The 16043-nt window shown below is 28.4% G+C and carries 15 protein-coding genes; 5 read left to right on the top strand and 10 right to left on the bottom strand.

All coding sequences use genetic code 4. The annotated features are described in order from the left end of the window. Window positions 1-242 precede the first annotated feature (242 nt). Genes ACNF36_RS00720 through ACNF36_RS00740 form a run of 5 tightly spaced genes read right to left on the bottom strand, consistent with a single transcriptional unit; the run spans window position 243 to window position 8833 of the window. Window positions 243-2174 (bottom strand): ABC transporter ATP-binding protein, encoded by a 1932-nt coding sequence (locus ACNF36_RS00720; RefSeq protein ID WP_418303385.1) that lies wholly within the window; start codon window positions 2172-2174, stop codon window positions 243-245. Then, the gene (locus ACNF36_RS00725) at window positions 2152-3912 is read right to left on the bottom strand and encodes an ABC transporter ATP-binding protein (RefSeq protein WP_418303386.1); all 1761 of its coding nucleotides are present in this window, start codon (window positions 3910-3912) and stop codon (window positions 2152-2154) included. Before ACNF36_RS00725 ends, ACNF36_RS00720 begins: the two co-directional genes overlap by 23 nt. 1 nt (window position 3913) lies before the next feature. Beyond that, on the bottom strand, window positions 3914-4300 hold the full coding sequence (locus ACNF36_RS00730) for a transcriptional regulator (protein WP_418303387.1): 387 nt from the start codon (window positions 4298-4300) through the stop codon (window positions 3914-3916). Between the two features lie 18 nt (window positions 4301-4318). Continuing rightward, window positions 4319-8467 carry an AAA domain-containing protein gene (locus ACNF36_RS00735; protein WP_418303388.1) on the bottom strand — a complete coding sequence of 1383 codons (4149 nt, stop codon included), beginning with the start codon at window positions 8465-8467 and terminating at the stop codon, window positions 4319-4321. Between the two features lie 12 nt (window positions 8468-8479). Beyond that, window positions 8480-8833 carry a PTS glucose transporter subunit IIB gene (locus tag ACNF36_RS00740; protein ID WP_418303389.1) on the bottom strand — a complete coding sequence of 118 codons (354 nt, stop codon included), beginning with the start codon at window positions 8831-8833 and terminating at the stop codon, window positions 8480-8482. A gap of 221 nt (window positions 8834-9054) precedes the next feature. Here ACNF36_RS00740 and ACNF36_RS00745 point away from each other — a divergent pair, with 221 nt between their 5' ends. Further along, window positions 9055-9903, top strand: coding sequence for a DegV family protein (locus tag ACNF36_RS00745; RefSeq protein ID WP_418303390.1), 849 nt, complete (start codon window positions 9055-9057; stop codon window positions 9901-9903). After that, window positions 9896-10126 carry a hypothetical protein gene (locus ACNF36_RS00750; protein ID WP_323176382.1) on the top strand — a complete coding sequence of 77 codons (231 nt, stop codon included), beginning with the start codon at window positions 9896-9898 and terminating at the stop codon, window positions 10124-10126. The genes ACNF36_RS00745 and ACNF36_RS00750 overlap by 8 nt, the downstream gene beginning before the upstream one ends. A gap of 79 nt (window positions 10127-10205) precedes the next feature. Here the strand turns inward: ACNF36_RS00750 and ACNF36_RS00755 are convergent, their stop codons facing one another. The 5 genes from ACNF36_RS00755 to ACNF36_RS00775 form a co-directional block, all read right to left on the bottom strand. Next, entirely contained in the window at window positions 10206-10628 is a 423-nt protein-coding gene (locus tag ACNF36_RS00755) for a hypothetical protein (RefSeq protein WP_323176381.1), read from the bottom strand. A 107-nt stretch (window positions 10629-10735) separates the two neighbouring features. Next, window positions 10736-11398, bottom strand: coding sequence for a deoxyribose-phosphate aldolase (gene deoC / locus ACNF36_RS00760; protein WP_323177473.1), 663 nt, complete (start codon window positions 11396-11398; stop codon window positions 10736-10738). A gap of 48 nt (window positions 11399-11446) precedes the next feature. Then, complete coding sequence (locus tag ACNF36_RS00765) at window positions 11447-12742, bottom strand: pyrimidine-nucleoside phosphorylase (RefSeq protein WP_418303391.1); 1296 nt, start codon at window positions 12740-12742, stop codon at window positions 11447-11449. Between the two features lies 1 nt (window position 12743). Then, the gene (gene deoD / locus ACNF36_RS00770) at window positions 12744-13448 is read right to left on the bottom strand and encodes a purine-nucleoside phosphorylase (RefSeq protein WP_418303392.1); all 705 of its coding nucleotides are present in this window, start codon (window positions 13446-13448) and stop codon (window positions 12744-12746) included. A 282-nt stretch (window positions 13449-13730) separates the two neighbouring features. After that, window positions 13731-14201, bottom strand: coding sequence for an L-threonylcarbamoyladenylate synthase (locus ACNF36_RS00775; protein WP_418303393.1), 471 nt, complete (start codon window positions 14199-14201; stop codon window positions 13731-13733). A gap of 99 nt (window positions 14202-14300) precedes the next feature. On the opposite strand from ACNF36_RS00775, the gene mutM reads away from it, so the two are divergent. The 3 genes from mutM to ACNF36_RS00790 are packed head-to-tail and all read left to right on the top strand — an operon-like array spanning window position 14301 to window position 16025. Further along, window positions 14301-15155, top strand: a complete 855-nt coding sequence (mutM, locus tag ACNF36_RS00780; RefSeq protein ID WP_418303394.1) for a bifunctional DNA-formamidopyrimidine glycosylase/DNA-(apurinic or apyrimidinic site) lyase — start codon at window positions 14301-14303, stop codon at window positions 15153-15155. 1 nt (window position 15156) lies between these two features. Next, on the top strand, window positions 15157-15693 hold the full coding sequence (locus ACNF36_RS00785) for an isochorismatase family cysteine hydrolase (RefSeq protein ID WP_418303395.1): 537 nt from the start codon (window positions 15157-15159) through the stop codon (window positions 15691-15693). Beyond that, the gene (locus tag ACNF36_RS00790; protein ID WP_418303396.1) at window positions 15684-16025 is read left to right on the top strand and encodes a Smr/MutS family protein; all 342 of its coding nucleotides are present in this window, start codon (window positions 15684-15686) and stop codon (window positions 16023-16025) included. The genes ACNF36_RS00785 and ACNF36_RS00790 overlap by 10 nt, the downstream gene beginning before the upstream one ends. Window positions 16026-16043: the final 18 nt, after the last annotated feature.

Raw genomic sequence — 16043 nt, forward strand, 5'->3', positions numbered from 1 at the left:
AAAAACACCCCAACATCATTGAGGTGTTATTATGTCTAATTAAACCTTCTGTCCATTTTTAGTGTCCCAGTTTAGTCCTTGTTATTTTTTATATCTTTATTTAATTAATTAACTTAAAAAAGATATAAAAAATCAGCACTATTTGCATAGCACTGATTAATTGTCAACGAAATGTTTATTATTGTGATTTGTTAAGCTCTCTATTTTTATATATAAAAATAGCAAGAAATTGTTTTTTCCTGCTATTTGTTTGAAGCATATTCTCATAGTTGAGCATATAGATTTTTATTTTTTATAAGTTCATCGTGAGAACCTTGTTCAATGATTTGTCCATCATTTATAACAATTATTTTAGTAGCATTTTTAACTGTGCTTAATCTGTGAGCTATGATAAATGATGTTTTGTTTTGAAGCAACTTATCGGTTGCTTTTTCTATTTGGAATTCTGTATGTGTATCAATATTAGATGTTGCTTCATCTAATATTAAAACTATTGGATTTTTATAGCTAGCTCTAGCTATAGAAATAAGTTGTTTTTGGCCTTGAGATAAATTAGAACTTGAATTAGTTAACATAGTTGAGTATTTATCATCTAGTTTTTCTATATGTTCAACCAAATTAGTTGTTCTCGAAACATTAGATAGCATTTGTTCGTCATATAAATCAGAACCATATGTTATATTATTTTGAATTGTATCTGTAAACAATCTTGTTTCCTGAAGCACATAACCAATAGATTTTCTAAGAGAATGTTTATCAATATTCTCAATAGGTATATTGTCATACAATATCACTCCATCAGTTGCTTCATAAAATCTAGTTATTAAGTTAACTATTGTTGTTTTTCCAGCACCAGTCGGTCCAACAAATGCAATTTTATCTCCTGGATTAGCTACAAAATTAATATCTTTTAATGTGTATTTTTCATCATTTTCATTGTATTTAAAATATACATTTTTAAATTCAATTTTACCTTGTGCTTTTTGGTAAATGATTTGATTTCCTACTTGTGTTTTTCAAGCATAGAAACCATCTTTATCATTTAAATTAACTTCAGTGTATTTATCATTTTCATTAATTACTTTAACTAATTTGATAGTTCCTTGATTAATTTCACTTTTTTGAGCTAATATATCGAAAACTCTTTTTGAACCAGCTAACGCAAGCATAAATGAGCTTACTGTTTGAGTCATTGTTGAAATTGGGCCTGAGAAACTTTTAGCTGATTGAGAAAATGAAACAACAATACCGATTGTTAATCCTAGAGCAACTCCGTTACCTGATTGGTTTGTGATAACAACAATTGCTCCAATCATAATAACAAGAGCATAAGCAATGTTGCTTAAGTTCTTTGATAAAGGCCATATGATTGAAGAAATAAATTCAGATTTAAAACTGTTTTTAGTTAGTGTGCTATTAATATCAGAGAACTTCTTAACTACATTAACGCTTTGGCCATACATTTTAATAGTTTTAAGTCCTAAAATAACTTCTTCTGCATAACCTGTTATTTGACCGTTATTTTTTTGTTTATTAACAAAGTACTTACTTGATTTTTTACTAATAATGTATGCACTAAGTGCTATTAGTATTGTTAAAGTAACCATTATTAAACTAAGTAATCAGTTAAGTACAAATAAGATTATAAGTGATACAGTTAAAGTTATAAAGGATTGAATAATTGTAATTATTGTTCTTGATAAAAACATTCTAAGTGTATCTATATCTGAAGTAAATCTAGATACCAGATTACCTTTAGATTTAGAATCAAAGTATTTAATAGGTAAAGTTTGTATATGCTCATACAAGCCCAAACGTAGTTTAGTCATTGTTTTATAGGTAATAGATATCATTATTCTATTAGCTATAAAATCACAAATAATACTTGTTAAGAAAATAAGTCCAGATACACAAATAATTATGTAAAACTTATCTTCATTAAATGGATTTGTCCCTAACAATAATTTGTCAACTATTACATATCCTAAAAATAGTTGGTTATATATATTGCCCATTGCACTAAATATAACTAAAGTGAAAGCTAAAAGCAATCATCCTTTATTATGTTTTCATAATAAAGATACTAACTTCTTAAATGAATCTAACTTTTCTTCTTTAGTTAGTTTTAAATTAAGATTGTGATTAGGTGATTTAAATGATTGCATCGACCTCATCTAAACCTCCTGCATTTTGTTGTGATTGGTATAGTTCATTATAGTATTTACTATGTTTAAGTAAATACTCGTGATTACCTTGAATTTGGATTTTTCCATCTTGTAACAAGATGATATTGTCGCAATCTTTGATTGAAATAATTTTTTGTGCAATGATAATTTTGGTGCAATTTTGTAATTTTGACACAGCATTTTTCACGTGATTTTCTGTTTTAGAATCAAGCGCTGATGTTGAGTCATCTAAAATTAAGATTTTAGGTTTTTTAAGTAATGATTGAGCAATTGCTAATCTTTGTTTTTGACCACCAGAGAAGTTTCTTCCTCTTTGTTCTACTACGTGATCTAATTTATCTTCTAATCCATAGACATAGTCATAAATGTTTGCTTCTGATAATGCTTGATAAATTTGCTCATCAGTTGCATCAGGATTAGCAAAAAGCATATTTTCTCTAATAGTTCCTTTAAATAAAGTTGAATCTTGAAATACAACAGAAATTTGTTGTCTTAGATTATCTTTTTGAATCTTATTAATGTTAATCCGATCAATTAAAATAGTTCCATCTTTAACCGAATAAAATCTAGGTATTAAGTTAATAAGCGTAGTTTTTCCTGAACCAGTTTGTCCAATAATACCAAATGAACTATTAGCTGGAATTCTAAGGTTAATATCTTTGAGTGCTTGATGGCTTGAATTTGTATATGCAAATGAAACGTTCTTAAATTCAATGTCGCCAATTACATCGTGTTTGATTGCATCTTTTGAATCTAATACAGTAGGAACATAATTTAAAATTTCTTTAATTCTTTTCGAAGCAGGAATTGACATTAAAATTTGACTTAAAACGTTCATAATTCCCATTAGAGAACCTGACACCATTCAAATGTATGAACCAAATGCCATAATTGTTCCAATTTGAATTTTTTGTCCTAAATACAATTGTGTTCCAACTATTGCAAGTGTAATAAATGAACTATAAATTATTCCATTAATTAATAAGCTGTTAAAAGTTAAGTACTTATTAACTTTAATATTAGTATCTTTAAGTGTATTAGCTAAAGATGCGACTTTGTTGTATTCTGAGTTTTCAGTTACATATGATTTGATTGTTCTAATGCTGTTTAAGTTTTCTTGAATTTTTTGATTGTATAAATCATATTGTTTATACATTAGTTTGAATTTAGGGAAACTAATAAATCAGATCAAAACAAAGAAACTACATAATATTGGTAATGTTACTAAGAATATAGATGATAAAGTCAATGATAGTTTAATTGACATTGTAAGTGATAATAAGAAGATAATAGGTAACCTAATAAAAGTTCCGATTATGAACCTAAATGACATTTGAACATTATTCACATCTATATTCAATCTATTTAAGATAGAACCATTTGTAAAATGGTCAATATCTTCAAATGAAAATTCATTAACTTGTTTAATTATTGCATTTCTTATGTTTCGAGCATATCTAGTGGATGCAATATTTGAAAAATATGCACCTAATATACCTGTTAGAAGCGCAACAAGAGCAAGAGCTATTAGAATAGCTCCTTTTTGTAGTACAAAATTAATATCAGCAGTATTGTTTTGCAATGCATTAATTACATCTTTTGAAACATCAGGTAAAAATACCTGCATTAAAACTTCTACTAAAATTGTAAAAATAGACAAAAGACCATATATTCGAACGCCTTTTGTCAATTTTCAGAAAGTAATTTTTGGAATTGGTTTTTGCATATTATTTTTTGTTTACGCTCGAAACGTATTTTAAGTTGTGATTGTGTTCTCCAACTTCCATTACGTGTCCATCTGCAAAACATTTGCAAGCCATTCTGTCAAGTAAAGCAGGATCTGAGTGTTCCATAATTTCTTCAACTAAGTAACCATATTGTTTTTTAAATTCATTTGTTACATAGTATTTTGACTTTTTACCTTGTTTTGTTCTAGCTACCACTTTGTCTCTTCTTAAATCACCTAAGTGTTTTGAAACGTTAGCTTGTTTTTCCTTTAAAAGGTCAACTAAATCTAAAACGTCACATTCTTTTTCGTGACAAGTAAATAAGTGAATAATTAAATTTCTTTTAACGTCCTTAGACATAAATGTTAAAAATTTTTCGATTGTCATGATAAGTTCTCCTATCTATTAAAAGTCATCGTATTGTCCATCATAAATTCATTCTTCTGTTTTATCTTGCATCGTCGGATGAATTATATGAGATTTTTTCTTATTTAACACTTCTTCTGCTTGTTCAACTTTATCAAGTGTTATTTGTTCTTCTTTTGTAACAGCTCTTGGGTTGAATGATTCAAAATTTAATACAAAATTATCATCATCTTCATCGCTGTAATCTAGGTCATCTACTTGTGATTCTTGTGAATCTGTAGAAGTTTGTTGTTCTTTAGTACTGTCTGCAACAAATTCTTGTGTTATTTGTTCTTCTATATTTTCTGGTTTGATTTGGAAAATATCATCAAATGATGAATCAATTTCACTTTGGTTAATGAATGGTTCTTCTGTTGTTTGTTCTTCTTTAATTACTATTTCGTCTACAGCAAAGGGTTCTTCATTAACTTCTTTATTTTGTATATCTTCTATTATTTGTTCAGTTTCAATATTATCATTTGAAACTTCATTGTTTTCAAATGTTCAGATTTCTTCATAAACATCTGAATCATTTTGAGTTTTTATTTTATTATCATTTTCTGAGTTTGATTTCTCAACTAATTGATCTTCTGAATCAATTTCTTCTTCAAGTGTGTCTTCGACTTCTTCAGGTTTATTTTGTTTTTGAATACTTTCTGAAGTTTTACTCTCCATAAATTCTTCTTCTTCTTCTTCTTCTTCTTCATCATCCTCATCAGATGAATCAAAGTTAAAGATTTTTTTCTCTACAACAGTCTCTGTTATAGGTTCAACTTTTTCATCTGAGAGAATTACAACTTGCTCTGCAGGTTGTTCTTCGGCTTCGATTATTTGTTCATCATTAATATTTAAATCAACTTCATCTACTTCTTCAGCAATTGGTTCAATTGTGATTTGTGCAGTTAAAATTTGATTTTGTACTTGTGGTTCTCTAGCAACTTCGTGTTCTGCAGTTTTGTTAATTGTGTAAGTATTTGTTACTTGACCTTTTGAAGTTGATTTAAACTCTTTTGTTTTTGCAGGCGTAAATCAACTATCGATTTGATTTTGAATTCAAATTCAGTTAATAGGTGTAACAACTTCCACATCATATGATTTAGATTTTAAGAATTTAACTGCATCATATAAAGACACGAAGTTTTCTTTTGAATTTGCATAGTACATTGTGTCAAATGAAATACATTTGAATGGTATTTTGTTGTATGTAACTACAATGTCTATATCTAATGAACCAACTATGTAATCTTTGAACACTTCAAAGTTTGGATCATATGCAATTGCACTTTTAATTCTGTTAAATACTAAGTTTTTAAATCAGTCGTCCTTGAGTTTAGTATTTGAAATTGAATAATGGTTTTGATCAAATGATTCTTTGATTTCAATTCTTCTTTGTTCTGATTCTTTTTCTAAGAATTGAAGTCAAGATTTGAACACTCTAATATCGTCAGATATTTCAGGTGTTAAAATGATATCTTCAGATTTGATTGTCTTGATGATAATCATTTTTTCTTTAGCACGTGAAATCGCAACATTAAGAGCATTTTTACCACCTGGACGTGAAACATATGTAGATGATAATTTTGTGTTCTTATCGTAAGCAATTGTTGCAATAACTAAGTCAGCTTCGTCCCCTTGGATGTTTTCAATGTTTCTGATTAAAAGTCTCTTGCTGTGAATTGCTTTTTCAAGTAATGGATATTGATTGTAAATCAATTCTGTTATGTAATTACTTTGTTTAACGTTAAATGATAAAAGAATTATTTTCTTATATTTATCTATATTTTCTATTACTTTGTCTATAGCTAATTTAGCTTCAACGATGTTTTTGTTTTGGTCTCAAGAACCATCTACTTGGTAAACTTCAATTGGTTCATTATTTCAAGCATTAGCAGCATCTAAAACGTTAAGTTTACTTTGGTAGAAAGTTTTTGATGAGAACCCCATAAGTTCAGCGTGATTTGAACGGTAATTCTTATCAAGCATAACATTATGAACTCCTAATGAAAGTGCATAATCTAGAACTGATTCAACTTTACCGAAAATCGAATCATCTGTAATACGTTGCACGAATCAAGAAGTCGGTTTCATTTGCTCTGTGTCACCAGCAAAGATTTTGAATTTTGCTAAATAAAGAATTGGAATGGCATTTTCAATGAAAATCTGACTTGATTCATCAAGGATTGCATAATCAAATTCTTCTTTAGATCAACCTGATAAATCTGTGTTAGGTGTAGCAACTACAATTGGGAATAATTGTTTAATCATTCCAGTGAATTTTTTTACAAATCTGTAAGGTTCTAAATTTTGAATTCTTACTGATTGAGCAAATTCTCTATATTCTTTTTTAAGTTTTTCGTCAAATTTATTAATTCTAGCGACTATTAAGTGAGCTACAAAGTCTCTGACTTCTTCTATACTCATTCTTTGTGGTCTAGGTTGAATGTTTTTGTAAGCTGTAATTAAATTATTAAGTTTTTTAAATGGACTGTGTTCTGAATTAATGTGCTCAAATCCAATTGTGTTTACAAATTTCATTAAATCATTTAATGAACCATTGAATGTAGGCAATTTTTCGTCAATTAAGTTACCTAATTCTTTTAGTCTTCTATATTCTTTTACAAAAGGTAAATATTTATATTTACTTAATTTAAGTAATTCTTTAGCTGTTTGACGGTTTGTTGGTTCAATTGGATATTTAACATCTTTTGGAAGTGATAATAGAAACTCGATGTCTGTTAAATGATCGAAATCTTGCTTTTGTGATGCAAAGTAGTAGTAAGTTAATAAAACATCTTTCGCAAGTGAATCATTTAGATATTCAGAAGCAGCATCTATAAAGTTAATTTCGCTTTCTGAAATAACATTCAAAGGATGGAATCCATTTGTTCCACTAAAGTTTTCAAGCATATCTAAGTATTTTTTAATAGGTTCATAGAATGATTTTCTGTTTGTATTCTTTGTATTTAATATAAATAAGCAGAATGCAGATAAATCATCTAATCTATTTTTAATAACTTCAAGTGCAGCTCTCTTTTGTGAAGCAACAATTGCTGTTTTCTTTCTTACTAAGATGTTAGCTAATATATTAACTATTGTTTGAGATTTACCTGTACCAGGTGGACCTCAAATAACAGTGTTTTGAAGCATTGAACTCACGATAGCTTTATCTTGAGATAAGTTTGAATCTGTTATCTTGATTAATCCTGTGTTATCTCTATATGTATTATGCTCAACTGTAGCTTTATAAATGTTTTTATTAAACTCAACTTTGATGATGTTATCAATTTCATCTTTTTGAGCAATCTCTTTCATTCTGTTTCTAGCATACCCACCTCAAGGTTGGTAAATTCCTAAAACAGCGCCTGGATGGAATTTAATGTTTTCATTAGTAATTTCTTCCTCAGGATTTGAGATTTTTTCAAAAGGCTTTTTAAGTGAAACTGGTAAATCAAATAAATCGTTTCAATCTTCTTGTAACTTATTAATTAAAGTAGAAATCTTGTAATCCTTAAATTCTGCGTCAATAGAAATCTTGAAATCATTATTGTTTAAGAAGAATACAAGTTTTTCATTAACTTTAATATCGCCATCTGATTTAATAATTGGTTTACCATTTACAAAATCAATTGAAGCTTGTTTTAAGAATAAAGGAGCATAAATGAATTTGTCATCTTTCTTAAGTGAAATAAATAGAAAACCTATGTATAAAGGTCAAATATTTGTTTCATCAAGAATATTAGTTACTTTGTCATCTAACAATTTTCATTGTGTGATTGACTTTTGCAACATTAACTGTAAGTCATTTAAAATCTTTTTCTTGTAGTATTCTCAATCTTGTTGTACGTTTTCTAAATTAACTTTAATTTTTAAATGATGCAATACATCAAGTTTACTTTCTAAATATAAGACCAAGTTATCAGGTCCTGATATATTAGAAATCTTTTCAATCAAAGTAATTACATTATTGTCTAGCGCACTTATTTGAAATGTTTCATTGTTATAAAACGTATCTCAGTTTTTATCTCCTATAAGCGAATACAAGTCATAAAAATATTTATTTTGTATTTTAGTAAATATAGAAGAGTCAGTCTGCGAAATATCTAATAAGTTATCTAGAATAATCTTATATTTGTTTTGTTCTTTACTCATTTTGTAACCTCATTATTTTACTTGTTGTTCTAATTGTCTTAATGTTTCATTAGCATACTCACCAAGTGTTATAGATACTTTAGAACTAGATAATAAAATTCCACTTACACCTTTTAATTCCTTTAAAACTTCTGTATCAACTTTGTTGTTTGATTTAACTGTTACAACCAGTCTACTTATTTTAACTTCAAAGTTATCAATATTTTCTTTAGTACCTAGAGCACTAACTAATTGTTCAATTTTGAAAGGAAGCTTGTTACTTTGGTAAATAGTATTCTTAGCTTTCTTTTCTTTGTTTCATTTAATTCATATTAAACCTAACGTAATAATAGTTAGAAAAATAATCTTTGTCATTTGTTTAGTCATAGTAATAATTATATTGTAAATATAATTATTATTAAATATTTTTTATATTATATATACATATAATATACATATACACGTGTGAAAATACTTTTAGCATAGTGTACAAGGCATTTTAGTGAAAAAATAAAACTAAATTATTACTAAAAATGCATATATTTTTATATATACATTTTATGTATATATAAGACTTTTTTACAATAAATTGCTATATAATTTACTTCATGGAAAAAATAGGTATTATTATCGATTCCTTTTCAGGAATCTCAAAAACCGAAGCAGAAGCTCTCGGATTTTATTATTTACCATTACAGATAGAAATTGATAAAAAAGTTTATCAAGATGGTATAGTTGACCCCCTTGAAGTTTTAGAGCAGCTTGCTGCTGCTACGGATATTAAAACTTCATCACCAAAATTAGATATCCTTCAAAGCACAGTTAAAAAAGCTGCTGAGGAAAACAAAGAAGTTATTTATTTAGGTATCTCATCTAAATTATCTTCTACACCAAATCACGTTGCAGCTATGTCTAATGAATATAAAAACATTCATGTAGTTGATAACCACTTTGCAGGTGTTCAATTATTATATGCAGCTAAATATGCTAAAAAACTAAGTGAGCAAGGCTTAGAAGTTCAATCTATTATCAATCATCTTGCTAAACTAAATCATAAATCACACACATTCTTACTCCCTATGAACTTAAAATATTTAATTTCAGGTGGTAGATTATCATCAGTTAAAAAGTTTATCGCTTCAAAAGTAAGCATTTACCCTGTCCTTTCATATGATAAAAATGATGCAGTTTCATTTGTTTCATTCAAATTAACTTCATCAGGCGCTATTAAAAAACTATTTGAAAAAGTAATGGAAGTAGTTGATAAGCCAGAAGATTACGTTTTTACTTGAATGCACGGTATAGACGAAAAAGTTAATAAATTAGTTCAAGAACAAGCGCAAAAACACTCAATTACACTTGTTAATGAGCAACTTACTTCAAGTGTTATTTCAGTTCACACAGGTCCTGAAGCTTTTGCTATTATGATAACTCCAAAAGAAGGTTACGATGCCTAGACAAAAGAAAAATGCTAAAAAACCAGGTTACTCAACAATCAAATCAGAGAAAAAATATACTCAATTAGTTGATTTAGTAATCGAAGAGAATGTTAAAGACGAAACATCTGTTAAAAGATATAAGAAAAATAGACTAGCATATATACTAGCTGTTTTCTCTTTAGTTCTATTAATTGCATTAGTAGCTGTCTTAATTACAGCTATTGCACTTAAATGAATATAATTACATAATCAAACACATCTTAACGTAGTTGTTAAGATGTTTTTTAATCTAATTTTAGTGTTTCTTGTGTTTAACTTGACTAAATTTGATTGTTTAATCGATTGATTTGAATTACTTTTACATTTCTTAGATTGTCCATAACCTTATCGTGAATGATTTGTAGAATTTCCAATTCATTAAACTCACTAATTTTCTTATGTAGTACTTCGTGATTAATGTTGTATGAATTCTTAAATAAGATATCTTCTTTAATTTTAAATATTGTGTTTACATTAAGTTCATAATCAGTTAACCCATCTGCAGTATATAAAAGTACACCCATATCACTGTCTAATCTGAATTTCTTGTGTTTAACCTCACAGAATAAGTATTCATCACCCACTTGTAAGATTGGCATAATTAATTTATCAGTCATTTTCGATTTTTTAAATAAGAAGTCGAATAAATCATCACTGATTTCGTGAACTTCAAATAAATCTATAAGTTTTTCTTTATTTTTCATTTCGCACCTCATTTATTTAGTAAATTTAGTCAAATGTGAACTTAAATTGAATAAAGCGCATTAAAAAATCACCATCTTATGATAGTGATCTGATAATTATTAAAGGATTAGTATCCTTCTTTAGAAGTTTTTCCTTCAACAATAGCGATTGAACGACTTGTTCCAAATCTTGTGGCTCCAGCTTCGTACATTGCGATTAAATCATCAATGTTTGCAATTCCTCCAGCTGCTTTGATAAGTAATTTGTCTCCACAAACGCTTTTCATAATTTTAACATCTTCTAATGATGCACCACGGAAGCTTGTTCCTGTTGAAGTTTTGATGAATTCAGCACCTGATTTCATAACGATTTCAGTTGCTTTTCTGATTTCTTCTTCTGATAATAAAGCTGTTTCGATAATAACTTTAAGAACTTTATCTCCACAAGCTTCTTTAACTTTTTTCATGTCGTTAAGAACGTATTCGTAGTCTCCTTGTTTGAAACGTCCGATAGCCATAACCATATCAATTTCTGTAGCACCGTGTTCGATAGCTAATTTAGCTTCATGTGCTTTAACTGCTGTAATGTTAGCTCCTAAAGGGAAACCAACAACTACAGTAACACCAATTCCTGTTCCTGCTAATCTTTCAGCTGCGTATTTTGCTCATCCTGAGTTAACACAAACTGTAGCAAAGTCATATTTAATAGCTTCGTCGATTAATTTATCAATGTCTTTTTTTTGCGCCTCAGCTTTTAATAAAGTATGATCGATTAATTTGTTGTAATTCATTTTATCCTTTGTTTAAATTTAACTATTTAAATTAAGTGTTTAATGTAATTATTGTAATTTAGCAATAATAATTTTGTTTTCAACTTTTTCTTTATTGAATTTGTATCCTTGTTTAAGTTCGTTAACTAATTCAACATCGATTGGGTTTGATGAATATAATGTGAATAATACATCACCTTTTTTAACTTCTTCATTTGTTTTCTTGTTCAATGTAATTCCGGCTTCATTGTCAATGCTGTCTTCTTTTGTTTTTCTTCCAGCACCTAATTTCATTGAAACAATACCAAATGTTAAAGCGTCAAAGATTTCTAAGTATCCTTCGTCTTCTGAAATAACTTCTAATTTGTATTTAGGATTTCAGAATGTAGGTGATTTAAGAGCTTCTGCATCACCATGTTGTACTCTTACAAATTCATAGAATTTTTCAAGAGCTTTTCCGTTTTTAATAACTTCATCAACCATTTTAAGTGCTTCATCGTGTGATTTAGCAATTTTAGCTTGTTCTAAAATTGTTGCACAAGATGAGTAAACTAATTCATTGAAATCTTCAGGTCCTTTTCCTTCAAGAGTTCTAATAGCTTCAAGAACCTCATTTTTGTTACCGATTTCACGACCAATTGGTCTTGACATATTTGTAATTTCAGCTCTTGTGTCTACATTAAGTTCTTTACCAATGCTAATCATTGTTTCAGCTAATGCAATAGCGCTTTTTTCATTTTTCATAAAAGCACCATTTCCACATTTAACATCAAGTAAGATAGCATTTGAACCTGTTGCTAATTTTTTAGACATAATAGATGAAGCAATAAGTGGAATAGATTCAACTGTTGCTGTAACATCTCTTAATGCATATAATTTTTTGTCAGCTGGAACAAGTGATGCAGATTGTCCAATAACTGCAATACCGTGTTCTTTAACTTGTTCGATAAATTCTTTTTCTGATAATTCAACTGTGAAACCTGGAATTGTTTCTAATTTATCGATAGTTCCACCTGTGTGTCCAAGTCCTCTACCACTCATTTTAGCAACTGGAGCTCCTAAAGCAGCAACGATTGGTCCTACTGCTAAAGTTGTTTTATCTCCAATTCCACCTGTTGAGTGTTTGTCAACTTTAATACCAGGAATAGCTGATAAGTTCATAACTTCACCAGAATGCATCATATATTTTGTCATTGTTGCAATTTCTCTTGAGTTCATTCCATTGAACATAACTGCCATTAAGAATGCACTCATTTGGTAATCTGGTGCTTCACTTCTAACGTATGAATTAATTAAAAATTCAATTTCTTCATTTGTTAGTTCGTGATTTAAACGTTTTTTCTCAATAATATCTACTACACGCATATTATTTTGCTAATTCTAAAGCAATCTCCATCATTTTTGTAAATGCTGTTTGACGTTCTTCAGCTGATGTTTCTTCGTGTGTAATTAAGTTATCTGAAATTGTTAATAAACAAGCAGCTTCTTTTCCTGTAGCTTCAGCATTTGTGAATAATGCAAATGATTCCATTTCAACACAAACTGATTGTGTTTCTTCAATTCTTTGTTCAAGTGGAACAACTGAGTAGAATATATCTGATGAATGTACTCTTCCTTCAGTAATTTTTGTTCCTTGTGAAGCAGCAATAGCTTTAATTTCTTCGTTTAATCTTGCTGAAGGTAATGAAATGTTTCCTTCTTTTCCTAAAGCAATTCTTCTAAATGCATCAGCGTCAGCAAAAGCTTCTGATGCTAAAACAACTTCGTAAAGTCCTAAGTCAGCTTTGTATGATCCAGCTGAACCAATTCTAATAATTCTATCTACATCATAAAATTTGAATAATTCGTATGAGTAAATCCCGATTGAAGGACATCCCATTCCACTAGCTGCTACAGTGATTGGTCTTCCTTTGTATGTACCTGTGTACATAAACATATTTCTAACTGTATTAACTAATTTGAACCCTTCATCTAAGTATGTTTCAGCAATAAATTTTGCTCTTAATGGGTCACCTGGCATAATAACTGTTTTAGCTATTTCGCCTTTTTTAGCGTGAATGTGTGGTGTCATTTTTTCCTCCTAAATTTAATAAATTAAAAACATCAAAATATTAAGTATGATGTGGACTATTTTTAGTCAAAAATATTTTAACACTTAAAACAAAAAGTTAAAAGAATTATTAATAATATATTATTAATAAGGAAAATAAAAAAGTTAGTCAAGAAGACTAACTAAAATATGCACAAAATAATTTCATATATAAATTCATTTAATGGAAGCAGTTATTATAAAAACGCAAACCAAAAACAAAACTTTGACAAAAGTTCTATTTTTGAGTTTTTTATAGACATTTTAACGTCTGATAGTTTCTCTAGTATCTAAATTATAAATTGTACTTGGTGTTCCTGTTCCTTCACAGAAGTCAATAACATTTTGGATCATTGGAAATTGTGCTTTAGCTTCTTCTAAAGTTTTCGAAGCTGGTTGTCCTGATAAATTAGCACTTGTTAAATACATTGGACCATTTTTGATTAAGAACTCTTGAAATGCTTTGCAAGCTGGCATTCTGAAACCTTGATCATTTACAATAATTGTATTTGCTCCAGGTCATTTATGAATGGCAAATGCATTTGCTTCTTCATTTCATTGCGCAAATCCTTGAGCTTGTTCTAATGAACCTATAACAATTACCATCTTTTTATCTAATGGTCTTTGTTTAAGTTCATAAAGTGCTTCTAATGTTTCAGAAGAAAGAAAACCACCGAGTCCAGGTACTGTATCTGTAGATACTAGGAAAATATCTTTATATTTTGATCTTTCCATATTTTAATTTTACTCTTATAGAGTAAAATATATATACTAAATTAATTTTTTTTTAAATTTATTTAAGAAACTTTTAACCCTAAAAAAATGGAGGTAAAAATGCCAGAATACCCTGAAGTGACTATAATCACAGAACAATTAAATAAAAAAATATTAAACAAAACTATCAAAAATGTACAAATTAATGTTTCTAAAATTATTAAAAATGTACCTTTAGATGAGTTTGTAAAATCAGTTACTGATAAGAAAATTATCCAAATTCAAAACTATGGTAAATTCATCACAATTTATTTAGATGACAATTCTAAAATGGTTATCCATTTAAGAATGTCAGGTATGTTTTATGTTGTAGAACAACGACATTTAGCAGACTTAAAGAAAATGGTAAATCATATAATTGTTGAATTTTATTTATCTGACAACTTATGTTTTGTTTTTGTTGATCCAAGAATGTTCGGATCAATTGAATACTTTGCAAACACTGACAAAAGAAGTGTTTATGAAATTAAAAAGTTAGCTAAGTTACCTAAAGATGTAGATGTTGATGCTTTATATGAAAAATTACAAAGAAAAAACATTTCAATTAAAGCTGCATTATTAGATCAACAACTTGTTTTAGGTATTGGTAACATTTATGCAGATGAGTCTTTATTTGCATCTAAAATTTACCCAATGACTAAATGCAACAAAGTAACTAAAGAACAACTTAAAGAACTTTTAAAAAATGCACAAATCATTATGGACGACAGTATCAAAGCAGGTGGTAGCACAGTTCACACTTATGCGTCAGTTAATGGTGTGGTTGGACATTATCAAAACTATTTAAGAGTTTATAGCAGAGCTAATAAACGTTGCTTAGTATGTAAAGAAGGAATTGTTCAAAAAGTTAAATTAGACTTTAAACCAAACGGGAGAGGAACATCATTCTGTCCTGTTTGTCAAAAAGAACAATAAGATGAATAAAAAAAGTTTATTAATAGTAATAGATATGCTTAACGGTTTTGCTAAAGAAGGAAAATTATCTTCAAGTAGAATAAATAACATTATTCCTACTATAGAAGATATGTTGCAAAACTATGAGCATAATATTTTCATATGCGACCATCACTCTGAAGATGATTTAGAAATGAAAACTTATCCAATTCACTGTTTGGCTAATGATAAAGAATCACAAATAGTTCCTGAATTACAAGAATATGTTCAAAAAGTTTATTATAAAAATACTACAAATGGGTTTTATGATATTCCAATGAACTTATGAGATCAATATGATGAATTTGTGCTTGTAGGTTGTTGTACAGATATTTGTGTTATGCAACTTGCTTTAAGTTTAAAAATTTACTTGAACAAAATAAATTCAGATAAAAAAGTCATAGTTTATTCAAATGCAACTGATACATATGATGCTCCTGAACATAATGGAGATAAATTCAACAACTTTGCTCTAGACATAATGAAAAACGCAGGAATTAAAATTAGAGTATGAGAGTAGTTGATTTACACGGTTTATTAGCTGAAGAGGCTCTAATTGTAATTACAAACAATTTGTTTGATTATAAAACTGGTAAAGTTGACCAAATTATGTTCATCACAGGTAAAGGTACTGGTATTTTAAAAACTACTTTAGAAAACTACTTACATTCTAATAATATTAGATACTCTATTCTTAATGACGATGGAGCTTATTTAATAAATAGATTCAATGAACCATATTCAACATATGACTATGATTCATATGAAGACGATAAAGAATTTTCAATGTCACCATTAGATGTAGATAATTTATTTAATAACTTCAAGAACGAAGAAGAAAAAGAAGAATAAATTGCTTTAAATTTAGAT

It is taken from the genome of Mycoplasma sp. 4463 (assembly GCF_048381515.1).
Classification (GTDB): domain Bacteria; phylum Bacillota_I; class Bacilli_A; order Mycoplasmatales; family Metamycoplasmataceae; genus Mycoplasmopsis.